Genomic DNA, 17,543 nt, shown 5'->3' with positions numbered 1-17,543 from the left:
ATTTAAAAATGGTTTGGCAATGCGGGAAGTCTGGCGCGAAGAGCGGTTGCTGTTGATAGCGATCGCGGTCGGGGTGGCGGGCTTCGTGCTCGAGCCGTATTTTCTGGATGCCGGACGCGCCGCCGCGCTGATCGCTGCGGCAATCCTGATTGTCGCAATTCTGGCCGCATCCATTCGTGTGGCGCATCACGCCGAGCGCCTCGCCGAAAAGGTAGGCGATCCCTACGGCACGATGATTCTGACGCTATCCGCCGTGCTGGTGGAGGTCGTGGTGCTGGGCATCATGATGATGCACGCACCGTCGCCAACCCTGGTGCGCGACACGATCTACGCCGCCGTGATGCTCGATATCAACGGCATCCTTGGGCTGGCCGCGCTGATGGGCGGTTTGAAGCACGGCGAGCAGTCCTACAACGACGACAGCGCGCGTACCTATAGCGTGATGATCATGACGGCAATGGGCATTTCGATGGTGGTGCCCGAGTTCATCCCGCATACGGCCTGGCAGGCGTATTCGGGCTTCACCATCCTGGCGATGCTATTGCTGTATGGCGCGTTCCTGCGGATGCAAACCGGGCCGCACAGCTACTTCTTCAGCTACAGCTATCCCGAGAAAAAGCGGCGGGTACGCACCGATATGGCAGCGCAGCCGAGCCGCACCTTCACGATCGGCGTGATGGTGGGCGGCATCGTGGTGATCGGTTTCCTGGCCGAGATGATGTCCGCATCGCTGACCGAGGGACTCGAAGGCACTGGCGCACCGATGACGATTCTCGCCATCGTGGTGGCGGCCATTTCTGCCGGTCCCGAAATTTTGACCGCCTTGCGCGCGGCGCTGGCCAATCGCATGCAGGCCGTGGTCAATATCGCCTTGGGCGCATCGCTGTCGACCGTAATTCTGACGGTGCCGGTCATGGAGGCCATTGCGCTTTTCACCGGACAGCCCTTCGAAATGGCCATGACCCCCTTGCAGACCGTGATGGTATTCATCACGCTCATCGTCGCCGCCATCAATCTCAACGATGGCCAAACCAACGCCATCGAGGGCATGACGCACTTCGCGCTGTTCGCCACATTCTTGATGCTGTTGGGCCTGGGCCTGTAGCGCTCGGTGGGTCGGCTTGCAACGGCTGGAATCGCGCCGCTCGAAATTGGGTGTGCGATGGCGGGCGTGCGTTGGCGCGGCAGACGTTGCGGGCATCGTCTAGGGTTTAACCCTGAAACGGCTAGGATCAACCCTTAGGAGACGTCCAAAATCCGTAGCCAGGCACGTTGTTTGCACCCAGGGGCGCGCCGGTGCTTTCCGCCGGGTCGACGTTCTCTGAAATCATGCACACTTGCTACACCTTCGACACCGCCCATGGCCCGTTCCACATCCTGTTTGTGGACGCCCAGTGGTGGCTGATTTATGACGGCGAGTCGCTTGGGCGCTACGCAACGCCTGAGCTTGCGGCTTGCGATTTGAGCAGCGGCGCTGTGCCGCTGTTGGCCGATGGTACGCGGGTGGCCGAACTCGCCATCTCCGGCGATCTCAACTTCTGGCGCGCCGCCTTGGTGCGTTAGTGGGTGCCGGAATCGGTGCGTGGCGCACCGATGCGGCGCACGGCGGCACCACGGCGACTCAACTTCCAGACATGCGCCGGCGGCGCATTGGCAATCACGATGTCCACTTTACGTGCCCGCAGATCGAGCCGGTCCAGTACGCGGCGGCTTACCGGGCAACGCACGCCATACGTGAATAAATAGAACGCGGCCGAGGGATGCATCAGTGCAAACGCGCTGCGCACGATGCGGATCTGCTGGCGCAGCGACATATTCAACAGCGGCAGGCCGCACACCGTGGCGCCGGCGATGCCGTCAGCCAATACCCCACGCTCCACCAATCGGCCGGCATCGAGGCGATGCACTTCGGCCAAGGGAAAATCGCGGGCGAGTGAGGTGGCGAAAGCCGCGTCGAATTCAATGAGCACCAGGTCCTGTTCGGGAATGCCGCGCTTGATCATCGCGCGGGTAAACACGCCGGTGCCGCTGCCGAGTTCGATCACGCGTCCGCAATCGGGATCGAGGTGGCGCGTGATCGCGTGCCCCAGTGCGCGACTGGACGGGGCGATGGCACCGATACCCTGAGGATTGCTGCGCCACGCATCGTAAAACCGCAGACGTTCGGCCAGCCAGAGGTTGCTGCGGGCCGCACGATCGGCCGCCGAGCGGGCTGCGCCGCCTGCGGAACCCAGCATGCGCCACCCGGATGCACCGAGTTCAGCTAACGGGGCGCGCAACAGCTTGGCCTTCACGAACATGCGGTTCCTCCTGTCGATTCGCATCAACGATAACAAATGGGGGCGAGCGCGCACTGGTATGCTCCATCGCTTGCTCGCTTGCCCATAGTAAGCCAAACCCACGTTTCAATATGTTCACGACCTTATCCGTCGTCCTGCCCATCTTCGCCCTCATTCTTGTGGGCTATCTGTGCCGTTTGGGGGGCATCTTCGGGCCCTATGCCACCCGCGAAATCAATCGATTGGTGGTGTATCTGGCCCTGCCTGCATTGCTGTTCGACCTGGTCGCGCATGCGTCTTGGGAAGCGCTGTATCAACCCGGTGTAATCGGCGCTTTCGGCTTGAGTTGCATCATCGTTTTCACCGTCGCCGTTGCGTGGGGCAAGCGGCGCGGACGTCCGCTGGCCGATGCTGCGCTCGACGGGCTGAATGCGGCCTACGCCAATGTGGGTTTCATGGGCATCCCGCTTTGCGCCGCAGCGTTCGGCCCCCCCAGCCTGGCCGCTGCCACGCTCACCATCATGCTCACGGCATGCGTGCTGTTCGCCGCCGCCATCGTGTTGGTCGAGATTGGATTGCAAACGGAACGCCTGCCTTGGCGCGTGGCGTGGCGGGTGACCCGGGCGCTGGCGCGCAATCCGTTGCTGCTGGCACCGCTCGCCGGTGCCGTGGTGGATGGCACCGGCATTCCTTTGCCGGACGCGTTCGAACGGTTCATCGACCTGTTGGGCGCGGCGGCGTCGCCGTGCGCCTTGATCGCGCTCGGCTTGTTTCTCGCCGATCGGCGTGGGCAGGAAACGCGCCGCACCGAGGGCGTCGCGCCGATGGTGTGGGCCAAGCTGGTGGTGCATCCCGCCTTGACCTGGGCCCTGGCGCATTTCGTTTTCGGGCTGGCGCCCGTGCAGACGGCAGCGGTCACGTTGCTTGCCGCGTTGCCCACAGGCACGGGCCCCTTCATGCTGGCCGAGCTGTACCGGCGCGACGCAGCCAGTACCTCGCGCGCGATCTTGATCTCTACCTTGATGTCGGTCGCGACCGTCGCCGGTTTGCTGTGGGTGCTGGCGCAGACGCTGCCTTGAAGCGGTGCGTCATCCGCGCGCCAGCAACGAGGGCTTGCGCGATGGGCCGAATGTAAAGGTCACATCGGACGTCGCGCGCAGCATTAAAATTCCGTCCACACCCACCCGCCGTTCATTCCTACCACCCCGCCCACTGGTTGCGTCACCGTGTCTCACTCCAAACCGTTCCTGATTGTTCAAACGGGCGCTGCGCCCGACGATCTGCAAGCCGATTTCGGCGATATTCCCGACTGGTTCTGCCACGCCCTTGGCGTGTTGCCCGATGCGGTCCAGGTGGTGCGTCCCTACGCGGGCGAAGCGTTGCCCGAGCCCGCCTCGGTGGGCGCTGCCGTGATCACCGGCTCGTGGGCGATGGTCACCGACCGTGCCGACTGGAGCGAGCGCACCGCAGGCTGGATACGCGATGCGATGGATGTGGATATGCCGCTACTGGGCGTGTGCTATGGCCATCAACTGATGGCGCATGCGCTGGGCGGTGTGGTGGATTACCACCCAGCGGGTATCGAGCTTGGCCGGCGCACGGTGAGCTTGCTGCCGGCGGCGGCGGGCGATGAGGCCACACGCGATTTGCCGGCATCGTTTCAGGTCAATCTCACGCACATGCAAACCGTGGTCGAACTGGCCCCGGGATCGGTCGCCTTGGCCGCAACCGATCACGATCCGCATCAGATCGTGCGCGTCGGGCCTCGGGCGCTATCGGTGCAGTTCCATCCCGAATTCCGCGCCGAGATCATGGGTGCGGTCATCAAACGACGCGAGGCCGAGCACCTTGCGCGTGGCCTGGACGTTGCCAGGATGCTGGCCGAGGTCGGTCCCACGCCACAAGCCTTGCAGATCCTGCGGGATGTGTGGGCTGCGTTGCCAAGCGCCTCCGCACCCATGGCAAGCGTCGTCTGACGGCGCCTCTCAAGCCTGCGGCGGCTGACCGTTCGATGCCGAGAGGCCGCCATCCACCGGCAGGTTCACCCCGGTAATGAAGCGCGCGTCGTGGCTGGCGAGAAACGCAATCACGTCGGCAATCTCTTCGGCCTCGGCGGCGCGTCCCAGCGGGATGCGCTCCTTGAACTTCGCCATCAGGACCTTGTCGTCGAACATGTCGGCGGTCATCTCGCTTTTGGTCAGCGACGGATTGACGGCATTGATGCGCACGCCGTCAGGGCCGTGGTCCAGCGCCATCGCACGCGTGAGGTTCGTCACCGCACCCTTGGCAGCGTTATAGATACCCATGCCCCAGTCGCCACCGATGCCGGACACCGACGACACATTGATTACCGAGCCCTTGGTCTTGATCAGTTCCGGAATGACGGCGCGGCACATATAGAACACGCCGTCCAGATCGATCGACATCACCTTTTTCCAGTCCTCGAGCGAAGCGTCTGGAATCTTGCCTTGTGCCGCCACGCCGGCGTTGTTCACGAGGACGTCGATGTGACCGAACGCCTTCAGGGTCGACGCGACGATGTGCTGCACATCTTCCGGTTTGGACACATCCGCAGCACACACGAGTGCGCGGTCGCCTTCCAGGCTGGCGGCCACATCTTCCAGTTTTGCGGCGGTACGGCCTACCAGCACCACATGCGCACCTTCGCGCGCAAATCGCGCGGCAGTGGCGCGACCCATACCTGAACCCGCGCCGGTCACGATCACGACCTTGTTTTCAAAACGATGCATTGCGTATTTCCCGATAGAGATTGCTGCCCGCGCACAGCTTTAGGATGTGGATCGTGCGTGCGGGCGTGGTCCTTGCGCGGCAATCAGGGATCTCGCACGTCCGATACCTCGGGCCTCGTGTTCGCAACCCGCGCGCCCGAATGGGCCCGGCTCGGGTAGGATGAGCGACGACGCCCCGACGGCACGCCGCCGGCGTGCCGCCAAAACGTGTTTTGCCTGAATGTGTTTGCTTACTGAAGGACCACCATGACTACGATTGCCTGGCTGATGTTGATCGCTGCCGCCTTGCCGTTCCTTGCCACCGGCATTGCGAAAGCCGGTGACAAGAGTTTCGATAACGACAACCCGCGCGCCTGGCTGCAAAAGCAGGAAGGTTGGCGCGCACGCGCCAATGCCGCGCAAACCAATTTCTTCGAGGGGTTGCCGTTTTTCTATGCGGCGGTGCTGTTCGCGCTGTATCGCAATGTGGATCTACCGCAGCTGCGCAATCTGATGATCGCGTATGTGATCGTCCGGCTGGTGTATCTGGCGCTTTACCTCAAAGGCAAAGGCACGTTGCGCTCCATCGCGTGGACGCTGGGCTTGGTGATCAACGTGGCGATCTTGTTCAGCGGCGGCTGAGCGGCTACCGCTTGTAGAAAGCAAACGGGCGCGGTGTGTGCACACCGCGCCCGCTGCGAGGCTTACGCGCTCAGCAAGACTTATTCATCCAGCTTCACGTCGACGCAGGGCGAGAACTCGCCCGTTTCCGGGTCACGAATGAACAGCAAACCCGTGGCGACGCCAAAATAGGCACCGTGGAGCTGCAAGGTGCCGGCTTTGACGCGTTGACTGATATACGGAAACGTCATCAGGTTCTCGATGCTGTGACCCACCACCGCCATTTCCAACGCGCGGATGTTCGTTTTGCGATCGCCGGCGGTACGGTCGAGCTTATCGGCGACCGGCGCGATCTGCGACATCCATTTGCCGATGAAGTCACCCTTGGCGAGGGGTTGGGCGCTGTCGTAAAACGCGCCGATCCCGCCGCATGACGCGTGGCCGAGCACGACGATGTGCTCGACATTCAGCCCATTGACCGCAAACTCAATGGCGGCGCTCACGCCATGGTAAGAATCGGTATCGGGCTCGTAAGGCGGCACCAGATTGGCCACGTTGCGGGCTACAAAGAGTTCGCCCGGACCCACATCGAAGATGGCTTCAGGCGAGACGCGCGAGTCGCAGCAGCCGATCACCATGGTGTTGGGTTGCTGGCCTTTTTCGCCAAGCCGCTTATAACGGCTGCGCTCGCTTGGAAAGCGGCCGTCGAGAAACGCTTGATATCCCTGCTGTAATCGTTCGGGAAGCATTGTCGTTCGGTCCTCCGAAAAGATAAGTCGTGTTCGGGCAAATCGCGCCCGAACCCGCTATTTTACCCGCAGTGGATGACAACGCCCTGGCGGATTCACACCATATTCTCAATGTCTATGTGCGGATAATTGTGGCGAAACGCGGTTTCGCCCATCGCAACAAGTTGGGTGCGAATCTGCGCATCCACCTGCGCATGGAACGGCCGCAGCATCGCTGCGTGGCGTTGGGGGGCGTCGAGCAGATCGAGCGCCGCCGCCACGGCCTCGACCGTGGATAGCCCGTCGGTGCGGGGCGATTTGCGCAGGCGGTAAGCGGACACGTCTTTGGGTGCCAGACCGAATCGGGGGAGGGCAAGCAAGGCAGGATGGCGCCTCAGCATGCCTGCGGCCTGCTTCCACGTGCCGTCCAGTACGATCAGGGTGAGCGGCGACGTGACGGGCGGCCCCGTCGCGCCATCGGCCTCTGCCGGATAGAGCAGCAACGATTGCCGCCCGGCAATGGTCCAGTCCGTGGGGGTGAAGGTTGCACGAGTGACGATCTCGGCATGGCGCAATCCCAACGCAACCCAGCGTGCCGTATTCAACGCATGTGTGCTTTCGCGGGGATCCTGCAGCACACGCACCGGCGTGCGGTTATCGATGGGTGCCACGAGCGCGCATACGCATTGCGCCGTCAGCATCGCGCAATGAGGGCAGCGAGTGCGCACGCTCACACCTCGTTGTCGATATCTTCGGCCGTGCGGCGGCGTGCCACACGCACCTCCACGTGGCGCAAGACGGCAAGCACGAAGAGCGCGAAGAGGGTGCTCAGAATGGCCGTCATTTCACGGCCCATGCCGGCCGCCACGCCAATGGCCGCCGTCATCCAGATGCTGGCGGAGGTGGTCAACCCCTTGATGCGTCGCTCGTCGCTGAGTTTGATGATCGCACCCGCGCCCAGAAAGCCGATACCTGCCACGATCCCTTGCAGCACACGGCTCAGATCTTCGATGCGCATGCCGCTCTGCGCCGGCACCAGCACGAAGAGCGCAGCGCCCAGGGCGACCAGAATATGCGTGCGCAAACCGGCGGGTTTGCCGCTCGCCTCGCGTTCGTAGCCGATGATGCCGGCCAACACGCCAGCCACGGTCAGGCGTACGATGATGCGCACCGCTTCACCGATGTCGGTGATGTCCGAGAACTCTTGCGCCAGTGCGGCGCGCACGATGTCCCATGTATCCGTCATGTGGAAACGCTCCGTTGATCAGCTCGACGTTGAGCACGCGCGTGATGGCCTGCTTGAATACACCAGCCGGTATGATGGCGCGAATCGAATATTTTGCGGGATGTACCCATGTTGTTGCGCGATGCGGTCGATGCCGACGTACCCGGTATTGTGGATATCACGAATCATGCCATCCTTCACACGACGGCGCTCTGGACCGAGACACCGGTCACGAACGACGTGCGCCAGCGATGGATGGACGACCGCCGAGCGCGCGGTTTTCCCGTCATCGTCGCCGCGGAGGGCGAAACCATATTGGGCTTCGCCTCCTATGGCGATTTCCGGCCGTTTGAAGGTTTCGTCAATACCGTCGAGCATTCCGTGTATGTGCGACCCGACGCGCAAGGCCGCGGCCTGGGGCGGCAGTTGCTCGATGCCGTGATCGAACGCGCGCGGGCGGCAGAGTTGCATGTGATGGTGGCGGGTATCGAGGCGCAAAACACAGCATCGATCGCGCTGCACCGGCGTGCCGGGTTCGTGCAAACGGGACTGATGCCGCAAGTGGGTCGCAAATTTGGCCGTTGGCTCGATCTCGCGTTCCTGCAGAAAAACCTGCACGACACCTGAGGCGTCAACCCGTGCCGTCAGACCGCCGACTGCGCAGCCACGAAATCCGCCACCGCGGCATTGAACACCCGCGGATTGCCCAGATTCATGCCGTGAGACGACCCCGCGATCGTCACGCGTGACGCTTGCGGCAGTAGCCCTTCCAGACGATCGAGCGTGGCGGGATAGGGCTGTGGACTGAGTGCGCCGCCCACCAACAGCATCGGCATGGCGAGCGATTGAATCGTGGCCGCGTCCAGCCTGAACGGCGGCTCCGCGGTTTGCGCAAGCAGCGTTGTCGCGTTCTCGCGCACCATTTCCTGAAACCACGGCACCATGCGGCGCCATGTATCGGGTCCGCTGACGGCATCGATGAAGAGCGCCAGGCCGGCATCCACATCGCCGCGCTGGATCAGCGCCATGGCGTCGTGGCGAAAAGCGCCGCGCGGGTCGCTGCGATCGGCGTGCCCCACGCCAGGATCGGCCAGCGTGAGTGTGGCGATGGCTTGGGGTGCCAGCACAGCCATGTGCAGGGCCACGCTGCCGCCGCGCGAATGGCCCACCACATGGGCAGGGCCTGCGGCCAGATGATCGATCAGGCCAAGCAAATCTTGCGCATGGCGGTCGATCGAGAATGGCCCGCCTTCCGGCGTCCATTCCTGCGGCCAGTAATGGCGCAGATTCACGGCCACGACGCGATGGCTGCGGCTCAAGGTCACGATCTGGGATTTCCAGTATCGGCAGTCGCAGAGCGAGCCGTGCACCAGCAAGAGCAGCGGCCCCGAGCCGGTATCGGTGTACGTCAGCGTGTAATCGGGCAGCGCGTAGTGGTGAAGGTCGGGCGTAAAGTCGGCGCGCATGGCAGGCAGAATCGGCCGTAGCCGCATGAAGTCGAACGGTGATTTTAGCGGTCTGGCGGCGGACCCCGCGATACACTGGCGGCCATGAACGAACTTGCCTGGCTCTGGATCCCCGTCACCCTCTTTGCTGCGGCTGCGCAGGCGGGACGCAACGCCGTCCAACGCAGCCTGACCGAGCGGCTGGGCACCTTGGGGGCCACTCAGGTTCGCTTTCTTTACGGGTTTCCCTTCGCGTTGCTTTTCTTGAGTATCGTCACGCATATCACGGGCGATGCGTGGCCCAGCGTCAATGGCCGCTACCTGCTCTTCGCGACGGGCGGCGCCGCCGCGCAGATCGCCGCTACCGCGCTCATGCTGGCCGCGATGCGCGAGCGGGCCTTCGTCGTGGTCACGGCGTGGACCAAAACCGAGCCCATCCAGGTGGCGGTGTTCGCCTTGGTGGTCCTGAGCGATCCGCTCTCCCTCTGGAGCATTGCGGGGATCATCGTGGCCACGGTCGGCGTGGTGCTGATGTCCACCAAGCCGGGAATGGGGGCGCAGGCCTTTTCCGACTGGCGTCCCGCGGTCTTCGGTATCGCCTCGGGTGCTTTCTTCGCCTTCTCGGCCGTGGGCTTTCGCGGCGCTATCCTCACGCTGGAGAGCGGCTCGTTTGCGATGCGCGCCAGTTACACGCTGGTGTGGTCGCTGGGGATTCAGGTCGCGATGCTGGTGGCGTGGATGGTGTGCTTCAAACGATCGCTGATCGGTCCCTGCTTGCGGGCATGGCGCACGTCGTTGTTGGGCGGACTGCTCGGTGCGAGCGCGTCGCAGGGTTGGTTTCTCGGCTTCGCGCTGACGGCCGCCGCCAATGTGCGCACGCTGGGTCTGGTGGAGGTGCTGTTTGCACAACTGCTGTCGCGGCGCATCTTCGCGCAATCGGCATCGCGCCGGGAGCTGGGCGGCATTCTGCTGATCGTCGCCGGCGCAGTCGTGATCGTGATCACCGCAGTCACGGCCTGAGATTGAATCGGGCGATCCTCCCAAGATCGAATCCGGTGATCCTCCCGAGATCGAATCCGGTGATCCTCCCGAGATCGAATCCGGTGATCCTCGAACGCGCTGCCGGCGCACAAAAAAAAAGGAACGCACTGCAATGCAGTCCGTTCCTTCATCATGAAGCGTGCCGCGGAACTTACTGCAGCAGCGTCAGGCGGTTTTTGGCCGTGCTGGCAGCGGGCGACGAGGGATAGTCGCGCACGATGCGCTGCAGTGTCGTCTTGGCGCCGGCACGGTTATTCGTTTCGATCTGGCTGCCGGCAATCACGAGCAATGCATCAGGCGCACGCTCGTTGTTGGGCGATTGCTCGACCATTTGCTGCATTTGGGTGATCGCACCCTTGAAATCCTTGGTGGCGTAGCGGCTGCTGCCCAGGTAGAACTGCGCCGTCGGCTTGAGCGGGCTATTGGGGTAGGCCGACACGAAGCCGTTCAGCGCATCACCCGCTTCCTTGTAGCGACCGGTGCGGAACTGGTCGATCGCGGCATCGTATGCCGCCTGTTCTTGCGGATCGTTGGCGGCGGGGCCATTGGCCTGCTGCTGTTGCTGCGCTTGCTGATTGGCGCTCGGCTGCTGGCGCGATACCAGTTCGAGCTGCTCACGCAATTGCATCACTTCCTGCTGCATGGACTGCATCTGATCGGCCAGTTGCAGGCGGGCGCGAGCGTTTTGCTCGTTCATCTGCTGCACTTGCTGGCGCAGATCGAGAATGGCTTTGCGCGCTTCATCGTCCGAGAAAGCGTGCGCGGGCGCGCTGGCGAGCATCACGGCCACGGCCGCGGCGATGGTCAGGGGGCGAAACGACTGGAAAGAAACGTGCATAGTCATCCGGAGGCTAAAAAGTAAAAAAGCGTCGGAACGATCTTAGACCGTTCCGACGCGCGTGGGGCATTTCCTGCTACGCGACCTGCTTAACGCTGATAGACGATATCAGCGCGGCGGTTTTCGGCGTAATCAGATTCCGACGAACCCGTCGACGTCGGCTTTTCCTTACCGAAGCTGATCGTCTCGATTTGCGAGTCGTTCACGCCCAGCAAGGTCATCATGCGACGCACTGCGTCTGCACGACGTTGGCCCAGAGCCAAGTTGTATTCAGCGCCACCGCGTTCATCGGTATTGCCTTCGACTTTCACGCGCTGTTGGCCATTGCCGGCCAAGTAGCGAGCGTGCATTTCGACGAGGCTGCGGTACTGGTCGGAAACCGAGTAGCTGTCGAAGTCAAAGTACACCGAGCGCTGTTGCGCCAAGGGGCTCTGCGGGTTGAAGGGGTCCATGACTTGGCCGGACGAACCGCCCATTCCTGAACCTGTGCTGCCGCCAGCGTTACCGGCTTGATCGTCCAGGGGGACGGAGCTGCAAGCCGCCAGGGTTGCTGCAAATGCGGCGATGGTAAAGCTTTTGGCAATGCGCGATCTCATGATATTTCCTTTGTGTAAAGAGAGTCACACGTGTTTTATCGGGTAAAAGGGCCCCAAGTTGGTTCACGTATTTCCCCGTTCAGTACCGAAAGCGTCTGACGAACACGTCCATCGCTCGAGACCCCTGCCAGCACCCCGCGGCCACCTTGCGAAGCGGCATAGAGGACTTGCATGCCATTGGGAGCGAAGCTCGGGGACTGATCGTCACGACCATCAGTCAACAAGGTTTCGGTTCCGCTGGCCAGGTTCAACGAAGCGATCTTGAACGCGCCATCTCGTCTTGCAACGTACAGCAGCGTCGATCCATCGGGGGAAATTCGGGGTGAGATGTTGTAACTTCCGTTAAAAGTGATCCGGCGCGCATCACTACCGTCGACACCGACTTGGTAGATCTGCGGGCCGCCACTGCGGTCGCTGGTGAACATCAAAGAACGTCCGTCGGGGGTGAACGCCGGCTCGGTGTCAATCCCCGGGGAGCGCGTCACACGGCGCAAATTCTGGCCGCTGGCGCTCAAAGTATAGATTTGCGAAAGGCCGTCGCGCGTCAGCGCAACCGCCAACTGGCTGCCGTCGGCCGACCAGGCCGGGGCGCTGTTGTTGCCTTTGTAATTTGCAACAGGCACGCGCGCGCTGGTGGCCAGCGTGTGCGAATAAACAACAGGTTTGCCAGATTCGAAGCTCACGTAGGCGAGCTTCGAACCGTCGGGCGCCCAGGCGGGCGAAATGATCGGTTCACGCGAGCGCAGGGCGACTTGCGGATTCTGGCCGTCGGCGTCTGCCACTTGCAATTCGTAGGTGTCGCCACGCTTGAGCACGTAGGCGATGCGGGTCGAGAAAACGCCGCGCACACCGGTGATCTTTTCGTAGATGCGATCGGCGATCTGGTGCGAGACACGGCGCAGTTCCTGCTCGGTGCCCGAGAACGCGACGCCGTCCAATTGGCCTTTCTTGACCGTATCGGCCAGGCGGAAGCGCACGTCGTAGCGGCCGTCGGCGGAGCGGCTGACGCTGCCGTATGAGAGGAAATCGGCACCACGGCCGCGCCAGTCGTCATGCGCGATCTGCGAGTCGACCGTCAGGCCCGAATTGGCGGCGCTGATCAGGCGGAATTGACCCGTACGGGTCAGGTCGGCGCGGATGACTTCCGCGATGGCACGGCCGCGGGCATCGTCGCCGGCGAAATCAGCAATGGCGATCGGGTACTGGGTTGCGCCCGTACCGGAAATGTCCACGCGCAACTGGGCATGGACCGGCGTGGCAGCCATCCAGGCAGTCAGCAGCATCATCAGGCCGAGGGTCGCGTAAGCGCGCCACGTGCCGGCCATTCGGCGATATGCGGAACTCATAAGGGGTGTTCTCCTGTCAGTCGTACATTCTGTAGATCACGTCGATTACCGACTCGAAAATGCCCGTGGACGGCTTCGGGAACGGGTTGCATCGGCGGATACCGGTTTCGACGGCTCGATCAAAGCCGGCGTTGCCGGATGAGCGCGTCAGATTTACGCCTGACACCTCACCGTTGGTACGCAACTGTACCCGGTATTCTGCCGTAGGATTGGCCGATCCGCTACGGGCAGGTGTGGGGAATTGCACACCTGGACGCACGCAAGCGCGAACTTTTGCGCCATAACCACTATCCCGACCGCCACCGGCCTGATTTCGGTCGGCCGTGCCGCCCGGAAGACCGGCTGCGCCGAGCACGTCGCCACGCATGGCATCGCGCAGCGCCTTGTCCGCCGCAGCCGCCTTGGCCGCTGCCGCTTTCTTCTCCGCAGCCGCTTTTTCAGCGGCGGCTTTTTCGGCCGCCGCCTTCTTCTCTACGGCCGCTTTCTCTGCGGCAGCCTTCTCGGCAGCGGCCTTTTCGGCCACAGCGGCTTTCTCAGCCGCTGCCTTTTCAACCGCTGCTTTTTCGGCGGCAGCCTTATCGGCAGCCGCTTTTTTCTCGGCAGCGGCTTTCTTTTCGACCGCTGCTTTTTCAGCGGCCGCTTTCTCCGCCGCCGCTTTTTCGTTGGCAGCCTTCTCGGCGGCTGCTTTTTCGGCAGCGGCTTTCTGTTCTTTGTCTAAACGTTGTTTTTCTTCACGCGCAGCCTGTTGGCGAGCTTCTTCGATGCGGGCTTTCTCGCGCGCAGCCTCGGCGGCTTCGCGCGCCTTCTCTTCCTGCTCGCGCTTCTTCTTCTGCGCTTCGAGCGCAATTTCAGGGTCCGGCACGGCTTCGGGCTGCACCGCAGGTTTGGGCGGCGGCGTCGGAGCGGGCGGGGGGGTGGGTGCCGGGGCCGGTTCAGGCTCCGGCGCAGGCGTTGGGGGCGGCGGCGTGGGCGTCGGCGGTGTGGGCTCGGGTTGCGGCTCGGGTTCTGGCAGCGGTTCGGGCTTGGCGTCGGGCGAGACGCCATCGGCCCAGAGTTCGACCTGAACCGGGCCCGGATTTTCGGTATGCCAGTCCAGTCCGAAGAAGAGGACGATCACGAGCAGCAGGTGAACCGCGACCGCGAGCCCCAAGGCCTTGCGGTTGTCCTGGGTGGGTGGCGGTTCGGGCGGCGTGCCGTGCGGAGGGAGTGAGGGCGTCATGTCCTGGATAGTACGGATCGGGCCGTCGCGAGGGCGGCCACGTCGCAGTCGCGCGTTAGCGCTTGACCGCCGGTTGCTGTTGGGTCGTGGGGCGCGGCTGATTGCCGCCGGCGCTCTGGTCGACCAAAAGTCCCAGGCGGGTCACGCCGCTGCCGCGCAGCTCGTCCATGACCTTCACGACTGATTCGTAGGGCACCTTGCCGTCGGCTGCGATCACCACGGGCGTGGTCGCCGTGATGCGCGCCTTCACGGCCGAAATCAGGTCGCCGCGGGCGATATCCTGGGGCATGGCGCCACCTTCGCGCATCCGCAGCGCGAGATTGCCGTCGGCATTGATTTGCACCTCGAGCGGCGTGGACGGCACTTCGGCCGCCTGACCCACCGAGGGCAACTCGATCATGCCAGGCGTGACGAGCGGAGCGGTGACCATGAAGATGATCAGCAATACCAGCATCACGTCGATATAAGGCACGACGTTGATATCGCTTTTCATCCGGCGGCCATGCCGGCTGTTGGAACGTACCGAGGGCATTAGCGCACCTGCCGTTGCAGAATATTCAGGAACTCGTCGACGAAGGCATCGAAACGGATCGAAATGCGGTCGATGTCGTTGGTGAAGCGGTTATAGGCGACCACTGCAGGGATGGCGGCAAACAGACCGATCGCGGTGGCGATCAGCGCCTCGGCAATCCCCGGGGCCACAGCCGCCAGCGTGGCTTGCTGCATGTTCGACAGACCCATGAACGCGTGCATGATCCCCCACACCGTACCCAGGAGGCCGATGTATGGGCTGACCGAGCCGGCCGAAGCCAAAAAGTTCAGATGCGATTCGAGGACGTCCATCTCGCGTTGGTAAGCCGCCCGCATGGCGCGGCGCGGGCCATCGAGCACGGCAACGGGATCGTTGGGCGTGGAGCGGCGCGCTTTCAGGAACTCGGTCATGCCGGCGTCGAAAATACGCGCGAGCGCGCCTTGTTCGGCGCGGCGGCTGGCCACGGCCTGCTGCAGCATCGAAAGATCGCCGCCCGACCAGAAGTCGTCTTCGAAACGGCGGGTCTGCGTGGTTGCTTTGCGCAGCGCAAAGCGCTTGGCGAAGATGTACGTCCAGGACATGATGGAAATGCCGAGCAGCATCAGCATGATCAGCTGTACCGGAAGGCTGGCCTGGGTAATCAAAGAAAGCAACGACATGTCGCTGGTGACTGGCATGGTTATTCCTGAATGGATTTCAGTATTGATAGAACTTCTGGAGGAATCTCAGCTGGCCGCAGGCTTGCCGCATCGACGCAACACACTTGGATGGTGCCTTCGGCGAGCAGTTCCCCGTCTCGCCGAGCGGCTTGCGCGAAGTGTATCGAAGCCCGGCCCAAACGGGTAATACGACTATGGATGGTCAACCTATCATCCAATCGGGCGGGTTTACGGTAGGCCATATCGAGCGCGTTGACCACGAAGATGCGTTGCGTGGCCGCCCGCAGCTCCGATTGAAACACGCCGAGCTCCCGCAACCATTCGGTGCGGGCCCGTTCGAGAAACTTGAGATAGTTGGCGTAGTAGACGACGCCGCCCGCATCGGTATCTTCGTAATAGACCCGGATGTCGAACAGCGCCTCGGCGGGCATTTCAGTCGGCATAAATGTAAACAGGTTGCCCTACGCGCAAAGTCAATCGAAACGCCCGACGTGTGGGGCTTACAGCGATGCCAGCATGGCCAAAACGGTGTCTGCAGCCTCGGCGGGGGAGACCTTGGTAGCGGTTTCCTGACGACGAGCTTGCAATTCCACCACACCATCCTTGAGCCCGCGTTCTCCAACTGTTACACGTAGCGGTACGCCGATCAATTCCCACTCCGCAAACATCACGCCGGGGCGGGTATCGCGGTCGTCGAGAATGACGTCCACGCCTTGTGCAGCAAGGGTCTCGTACAGTTGCACGGCGGTGTCACGAACAGTTTCACTTTTACCGAATCCAACCGGGCAAATGACGACCTGGAAGGGCGCGATCGCCTTCGGCCAGATAATGCCCCGAGCATCGTGGTTCTGTTCGATCGCGGCGCCCACGATCCGGGTGACGCCGATGCCATAGCAACCCATTTGCAACAGTGCCGGCTTGCCGGTGTCGTCCAGATAGGTGGCTTTCAGCGCTTCGGAGTACTTCGAACCGAGGAAGAACACGTGACCCACTTCGATGCCACGTTGCATCGCCAGCTTGCCCGGGCCATCCGGGGCCGCATCGCCCTCGACCACGTTGCGCAGATCGACGGTGAATTCGGGTTCCGGCAGATCGCGGCCCCAGTTCACACCGACCAGGTGAGCATCGGCGTGGTTGGCGCCGCAGATGAAGTCGCTCATGTTGCCTACCGTCAGGTCGGCGACCACGCGCACGGGCAGGGTGGTATTGACCGGACCGAGATAGCCCGGCTTGCAGCCGAAATGGTCGACGATCTCGCTCTCGGTGGCGAAACGGAAGCCCGCGTTCAAGCCCGGCACCTTGGCCGCCTTGATTTCGTTGAGCATGTGATCGCCGCGCAGCAACAGCAACCAGATCTGCACCTTGCCGGCTTCCGGCTCCGAGGCCAGCACGATCGACTTGATCGTCTGTTCGAGCGGCACGTTCAGGAAGGCGGCCACGTCTTCGCAGCGGGCAGCGCCCGGCGTGGGGGTGTCGACCATCGGTGCCGTGGGCGCGGCGCGCTCCGCGATCAGCACGGGTGCTTGCGCCAATTCGATATTGGCGGCGTACTGCGAGTCGGGGTTGTAGACGATCAAGTCCTCACCGGTATCGGCGATGACTTGGAATTCGTGGCTGCGCGTGCCGCCGATCGAGCCCGTGTCGGCCGCGACGGCGCGGAACGTCAGCCCCAGGCGCGTGAAAATGCGCATGTAGGCGTCGTACATCCGATCGTAGCTTGCCTGAGCGGACGCTTCGTCGCGATCGAACGAATACGCGTCCTTCATCGTGAACTCACGCCCGCGCATCAGGCCGAAACGGGGCCGGCGCTCGTCGCGGAATTTGGTCTGGATGTGATAGAAATTGACCGGCAACTGGCGCCAGCTGTGGATTTCATTGCGCGCGATATCGGTGATGACTTCTTCCGAGGTCGGCTGCAGCACGAAGTCGCGCCCGTGGCGATCCTTGATGCGTAGCAGTTCCTGGCCATATTGCTCCCAACGGCCCGATTCCTGCCATAGCTCGGCGGGTTGCACCACCGGCATGAGCAGTTCGATGGCGCCGGCGGCGTTCATCTCTTCGCGCACGATGGCCTCGACCTTGCGGATGACGCGCAAGCCCAAAGGCATGTAGGAATAGATGCCGCCCGCAAGTTTGCGGATCATGCCCGAACGGGTCATGAGCTGGTGGCTGGCAACTTCGGCCTCGGAAGGCGCTTCTTTTAGTGTGTTTAGGTGATAGTTTGAGGCGCGCATAGTGTCAGTGGACGGCAGATACGTATAATCAGACGTCATTGTATTGAATTC

21 protein-coding genes are annotated in these 17,543 nt (G+C 62.7%); 7 read left to right on the top strand and 14 right to left on the bottom strand.

Annotation, left to right across the window (positions count from 1 at the left end; all coding sequences use genetic code 11):
* Positions 1 to 19: 19 nt before the first annotated feature.
* A complete protein-coding gene (locus EYW45_RS00905; protein WP_161133496.1) occupies positions 20 to 1,105 on the top strand; it encodes a calcium:proton antiporter in 1,086 nt (361 codons plus the stop codon).
* Positions 1,106 to 1,329: 224 nt separating this feature from the next.
* Positions 1,330 to 1,563 carry a hypothetical protein gene (locus tag EYW45_RS00900; RefSeq protein WP_161133495.1) on the top strand — a complete coding sequence of 78 codons (234 nt, stop codon included), beginning with the start codon at positions 1,330 to 1,332 and terminating at the stop codon, positions 1,561 to 1,563.
* On the opposite strand, the gene EYW45_RS00895 is transcribed toward EYW45_RS00900, so the two are convergent.
* Positions 1,560 to 2,300 (bottom strand): class I SAM-dependent methyltransferase, encoded by a 741-nt coding sequence (locus tag EYW45_RS00895; protein WP_161133494.1) that lies wholly within the window; start codon positions 2,298 to 2,300, stop codon positions 1,560 to 1,562. The genes EYW45_RS00900 and EYW45_RS00895 overlap by 4 nt on opposite strands.
* Before the next feature lie 110 nt (positions 2,301 to 2,410).
* On the opposite strand from EYW45_RS00895, the gene EYW45_RS00890 reads away from it, so the two are divergent.
* The gene (locus EYW45_RS00890) at positions 2,411 to 3,358 is read left to right on the top strand and encodes an AEC family transporter (RefSeq protein WP_161133493.1); all 948 of its coding nucleotides are present in this window, start codon (positions 2,411 to 2,413) and stop codon (positions 3,356 to 3,358) included.
* Positions 3,359 to 3,505: 147 nt separating this feature from the next.
* Positions 3,506 to 4,255, top strand: coding sequence for a glutamine amidotransferase (locus tag EYW45_RS00885; protein ID WP_161133492.1), 750 nt, complete (start codon positions 3,506 to 3,508; stop codon positions 4,253 to 4,255).
* A gap of 9 nt (positions 4,256 to 4,264) precedes the next feature.
* On the opposite strand, the gene EYW45_RS00880 is transcribed toward EYW45_RS00885, so the two are convergent.
* Positions 4,265 to 5,029, bottom strand: coding sequence for an SDR family NAD(P)-dependent oxidoreductase (locus EYW45_RS00880; protein WP_161133491.1), 765 nt, complete (start codon positions 5,027 to 5,029; stop codon positions 4,265 to 4,267).
* Positions 5,030 to 5,275: 246 nt separating this feature from the next.
* On the opposite strand from EYW45_RS00880, the gene EYW45_RS00875 reads away from it, so the two are divergent.
* On the top strand, positions 5,276 to 5,650 hold the full coding sequence (locus tag EYW45_RS00875; RefSeq protein WP_161133490.1) for an MAPEG family protein: 375 nt from the start codon (positions 5,276 to 5,278) through the stop codon (positions 5,648 to 5,650).
* A gap of 80 nt (positions 5,651 to 5,730) precedes the next feature.
* Here the strand turns inward: EYW45_RS00875 and EYW45_RS00870 are convergent, their stop codons facing one another.
* The 3 genes from EYW45_RS00870 to EYW45_RS00860 all read right to left on the bottom strand — a co-directional run bounded on the left by EYW45_RS00870 (position 5,731) and on the right by EYW45_RS00860 (position 7,603).
* Complete coding sequence (locus tag EYW45_RS00870; RefSeq protein ID WP_161133489.1) at positions 5,731 to 6,378, bottom strand: carbonic anhydrase; 648 nt, start codon at positions 6,376 to 6,378, stop codon at positions 5,731 to 5,733.
* Between the two features lie 95 nt (positions 6,379 to 6,473).
* Entirely contained in the window at positions 6,474 to 7,085 is a 612-nt protein-coding gene (locus EYW45_RS00865; protein ID WP_202444527.1) for a tRNA-uridine aminocarboxypropyltransferase, read from the bottom strand.
* Between the two features lie 2 nt (positions 7,086 to 7,087).
* Positions 7,088 to 7,603, bottom strand: a complete 516-nt coding sequence (locus EYW45_RS00860) for an MgtC/SapB family protein (protein ID WP_161133488.1) — start codon at positions 7,601 to 7,603, stop codon at positions 7,088 to 7,090.
* 108 nt (positions 7,604 to 7,711) lie between these two features.
* Between EYW45_RS00860 and EYW45_RS00855 the strand changes: the two genes are divergently transcribed.
* Positions 7,712 to 8,209, top strand: a complete 498-nt coding sequence (locus tag EYW45_RS00855; protein ID WP_161133487.1) for a GNAT family N-acetyltransferase — start codon at positions 7,712 to 7,714, stop codon at positions 8,207 to 8,209.
* A 17-nt stretch (positions 8,210 to 8,226) separates the two neighbouring features.
* On the opposite strand, the gene EYW45_RS00850 is transcribed toward EYW45_RS00855, so the two are convergent.
* The gene (locus EYW45_RS00850) at positions 8,227 to 9,048 is read right to left on the bottom strand and encodes an alpha/beta fold hydrolase (RefSeq protein ID WP_161133486.1); all 822 of its coding nucleotides are present in this window, start codon (positions 9,046 to 9,048) and stop codon (positions 8,227 to 8,229) included.
* An 84-nt stretch (positions 9,049 to 9,132) separates the two neighbouring features.
* On the opposite strand from EYW45_RS00850, the gene EYW45_RS00845 reads away from it, so the two are divergent.
* Entirely contained in the window at positions 9,133 to 10,047 is a 915-nt protein-coding gene (locus tag EYW45_RS00845; RefSeq protein ID WP_161133485.1) for an EamA family transporter, read from the top strand.
* A 172-nt stretch (positions 10,048 to 10,219) separates the two neighbouring features.
* Here EYW45_RS00845 and ybgF read toward each other — a convergent pair whose 3' ends face one another.
* The 8 genes from ybgF to EYW45_RS00805 all read right to left on the bottom strand — a co-directional run bounded on the left by ybgF (position 10,220) and on the right by EYW45_RS00805 (position 17,492).
* Positions 10,220 to 10,906: a tol-pal system protein YbgF gene (gene ybgF / locus EYW45_RS00840; RefSeq protein ID WP_161133484.1), complete on the bottom strand. Its 687-nt coding sequence runs from the start codon at positions 10,904 to 10,906 to the stop codon at positions 10,220 to 10,222.
* A gap of 89 nt (positions 10,907 to 10,995) precedes the next feature.
* Positions 10,996 to 11,502, bottom strand: coding sequence for a peptidoglycan-associated lipoprotein Pal (gene pal / locus EYW45_RS00835; RefSeq protein WP_161133483.1), 507 nt, complete (start codon positions 11,500 to 11,502; stop codon positions 10,996 to 10,998).
* A 35-nt stretch (positions 11,503 to 11,537) separates the two neighbouring features.
* The gene (gene tolB, locus EYW45_RS00830) at positions 11,538 to 12,848 is read right to left on the bottom strand and encodes a Tol-Pal system beta propeller repeat protein TolB (RefSeq protein WP_161133482.1); all 1,311 of its coding nucleotides are present in this window, start codon (positions 12,846 to 12,848) and stop codon (positions 11,538 to 11,540) included.
* Positions 12,849 to 12,864: 16 nt separating this feature from the next.
* A complete protein-coding gene (tolA, locus tag EYW45_RS00825; RefSeq protein WP_161133481.1) occupies positions 12,865 to 14,067 on the bottom strand; it encodes a cell envelope integrity protein TolA in 1,203 nt (400 codons plus the stop codon).
* Positions 14,068 to 14,122: 55 nt separating this feature from the next.
* Positions 14,123 to 14,599, bottom strand: a complete 477-nt coding sequence (gene tolR / locus EYW45_RS00820) for a protein TolR (protein ID WP_161133480.1) — start codon at positions 14,597 to 14,599, stop codon at positions 14,123 to 14,125.
* Complete coding sequence (tolQ, locus tag EYW45_RS00815) at positions 14,599 to 15,276, bottom strand: protein TolQ (protein WP_161133479.1); 678 nt, start codon at positions 15,274 to 15,276, stop codon at positions 14,599 to 14,601. Before tolQ ends, tolR begins: the two co-directional genes overlap by 1 nt.
* 2 nt (positions 15,277 to 15,278) lie before the next feature.
* On the bottom strand, positions 15,279 to 15,701 hold the full coding sequence (gene ybgC / locus EYW45_RS00810; RefSeq protein ID WP_161133478.1) for a tol-pal system-associated acyl-CoA thioesterase: 423 nt from the start codon (positions 15,699 to 15,701) through the stop codon (positions 15,279 to 15,281).
* A 57-nt stretch (positions 15,702 to 15,758) separates the two neighbouring features.
* Positions 15,759 to 17,492 carry a proline--tRNA ligase gene (locus tag EYW45_RS00805; RefSeq protein WP_161133477.1) on the bottom strand — a complete coding sequence of 578 codons (1,734 nt, stop codon included), beginning with the start codon at positions 17,490 to 17,492 and terminating at the stop codon, positions 15,759 to 15,761.
* Positions 17,493 to 17,543 lie beyond the last annotated feature (51 nt).

It is taken from the genome of Schauerella aestuarii, from assembly GCF_009866805.1.
Classification (GTDB): Bacteria; Pseudomonadota; Gammaproteobacteria; order Burkholderiales; family Burkholderiaceae_B; genus Schauerella; species Schauerella aestuarii.
This window is presented reverse-complemented; position numbering and strand designations above follow the sequence as displayed.

Bases quoted from the DNA above. Each gene is read 5' to 3' on its own strand.
- EYW45_RS00875 (WP_161133490.1), top strand. From the start codon at position 5,276: ATGACTACGATTGCCTGGCTGATGTTGATCGCTGCCGCCTTGCCGTTC.
- EYW45_RS00905 (WP_161133496.1), top strand. From the start codon at position 20: ATGCGGGAAGTCTGGCGCGAAGAGCGGTTGCTGTTGATAGCGATCGCG.
- EYW45_RS00805 (WP_161133477.1), bottom strand. From the start codon at position 17,492: ATGCGCGCCTCAAACTATCACCTAAACACACTAAAAGAAGCGCCTTCC.
- EYW45_RS00850 (WP_161133486.1), bottom strand. From the start codon at position 9,048: ATGCGCGCCGACTTTACGCCCGACCTTCACCACTACGCGCTGCCCGAT.
- EYW45_RS00855 (WP_161133487.1), top strand. From the start codon at position 7,712: ATGTTGTTGCGCGATGCGGTCGATGCCGACGTACCCGGTATTGTGGAT.
- EYW45_RS00845 (WP_161133485.1), top strand. From the start codon at position 9,133: ATGAACGAACTTGCCTGGCTCTGGATCCCCGTCACCCTCTTTGCTGCG.
- ybgF (WP_161133484.1), bottom strand. From the start codon at position 10,906: ATGCACGTTTCTTTCCAGTCGTTTCGCCCCCTGACCATCGCCGCGGCC.
- tolQ (WP_161133479.1), bottom strand. From the start codon at position 15,276: ATGCCAGTCACCAGCGACATGTCGTTGCTTTCTTTGATTACCCAGGCC.
- EYW45_RS00900 (WP_161133495.1), top strand. From the start codon at position 1,330: ATGCACACTTGCTACACCTTCGACACCGCCCATGGCCCGTTCCACATC.
- EYW45_RS00860 (WP_161133488.1), bottom strand. From the start codon at position 7,603: ATGACGGATACATGGGACATCGTGCGCGCCGCACTGGCGCAAGAGTTC.
- pal (WP_161133483.1), bottom strand. From the start codon at position 11,502: ATGAGATCGCGCATTGCCAAAAGCTTTACCATCGCCGCATTTGCAGCA.
- EYW45_RS00870 (WP_161133489.1), bottom strand. From the start codon at position 6,378: ATGCTTCCCGAACGATTACAGCAGGGATATCAAGCGTTTCTCGACGGC.
- ybgC (WP_161133478.1), bottom strand. From the start codon at position 15,701: ATGCCGACTGAAATGCCCGCCGAGGCGCTGTTCGACATCCGGGTCTAT.
- EYW45_RS00890 (WP_161133493.1), top strand. From the start codon at position 2,411: ATGTTCACGACCTTATCCGTCGTCCTGCCCATCTTCGCCCTCATTCTT.
- tolB (WP_161133482.1), bottom strand. From the start codon at position 12,848: ATGAGTTCCGCATATCGCCGAATGGCCGGCACGTGGCGCGCTTACGCG.
- EYW45_RS00880 (WP_161133491.1), bottom strand. From the start codon at position 5,029: ATGCATCGTTTTGAAAACAAGGTCGTGATCGTGACCGGCGCGGGTTCA.
- EYW45_RS00895 (WP_161133494.1), bottom strand. From the start codon at position 2,300: ATGTTCGTGAAGGCCAAGCTGTTGCGCGCCCCGTTAGCTGAACTCGGT.
- tolA (WP_161133481.1), bottom strand. From the start codon at position 14,067: ATGACGCCCTCACTCCCTCCGCACGGCACGCCGCCCGAACCGCCACCC.
- tolR (WP_161133480.1), bottom strand. From the start codon at position 14,599: ATGCCCTCGGTACGTTCCAACAGCCGGCATGGCCGCCGGATGAAAAGC.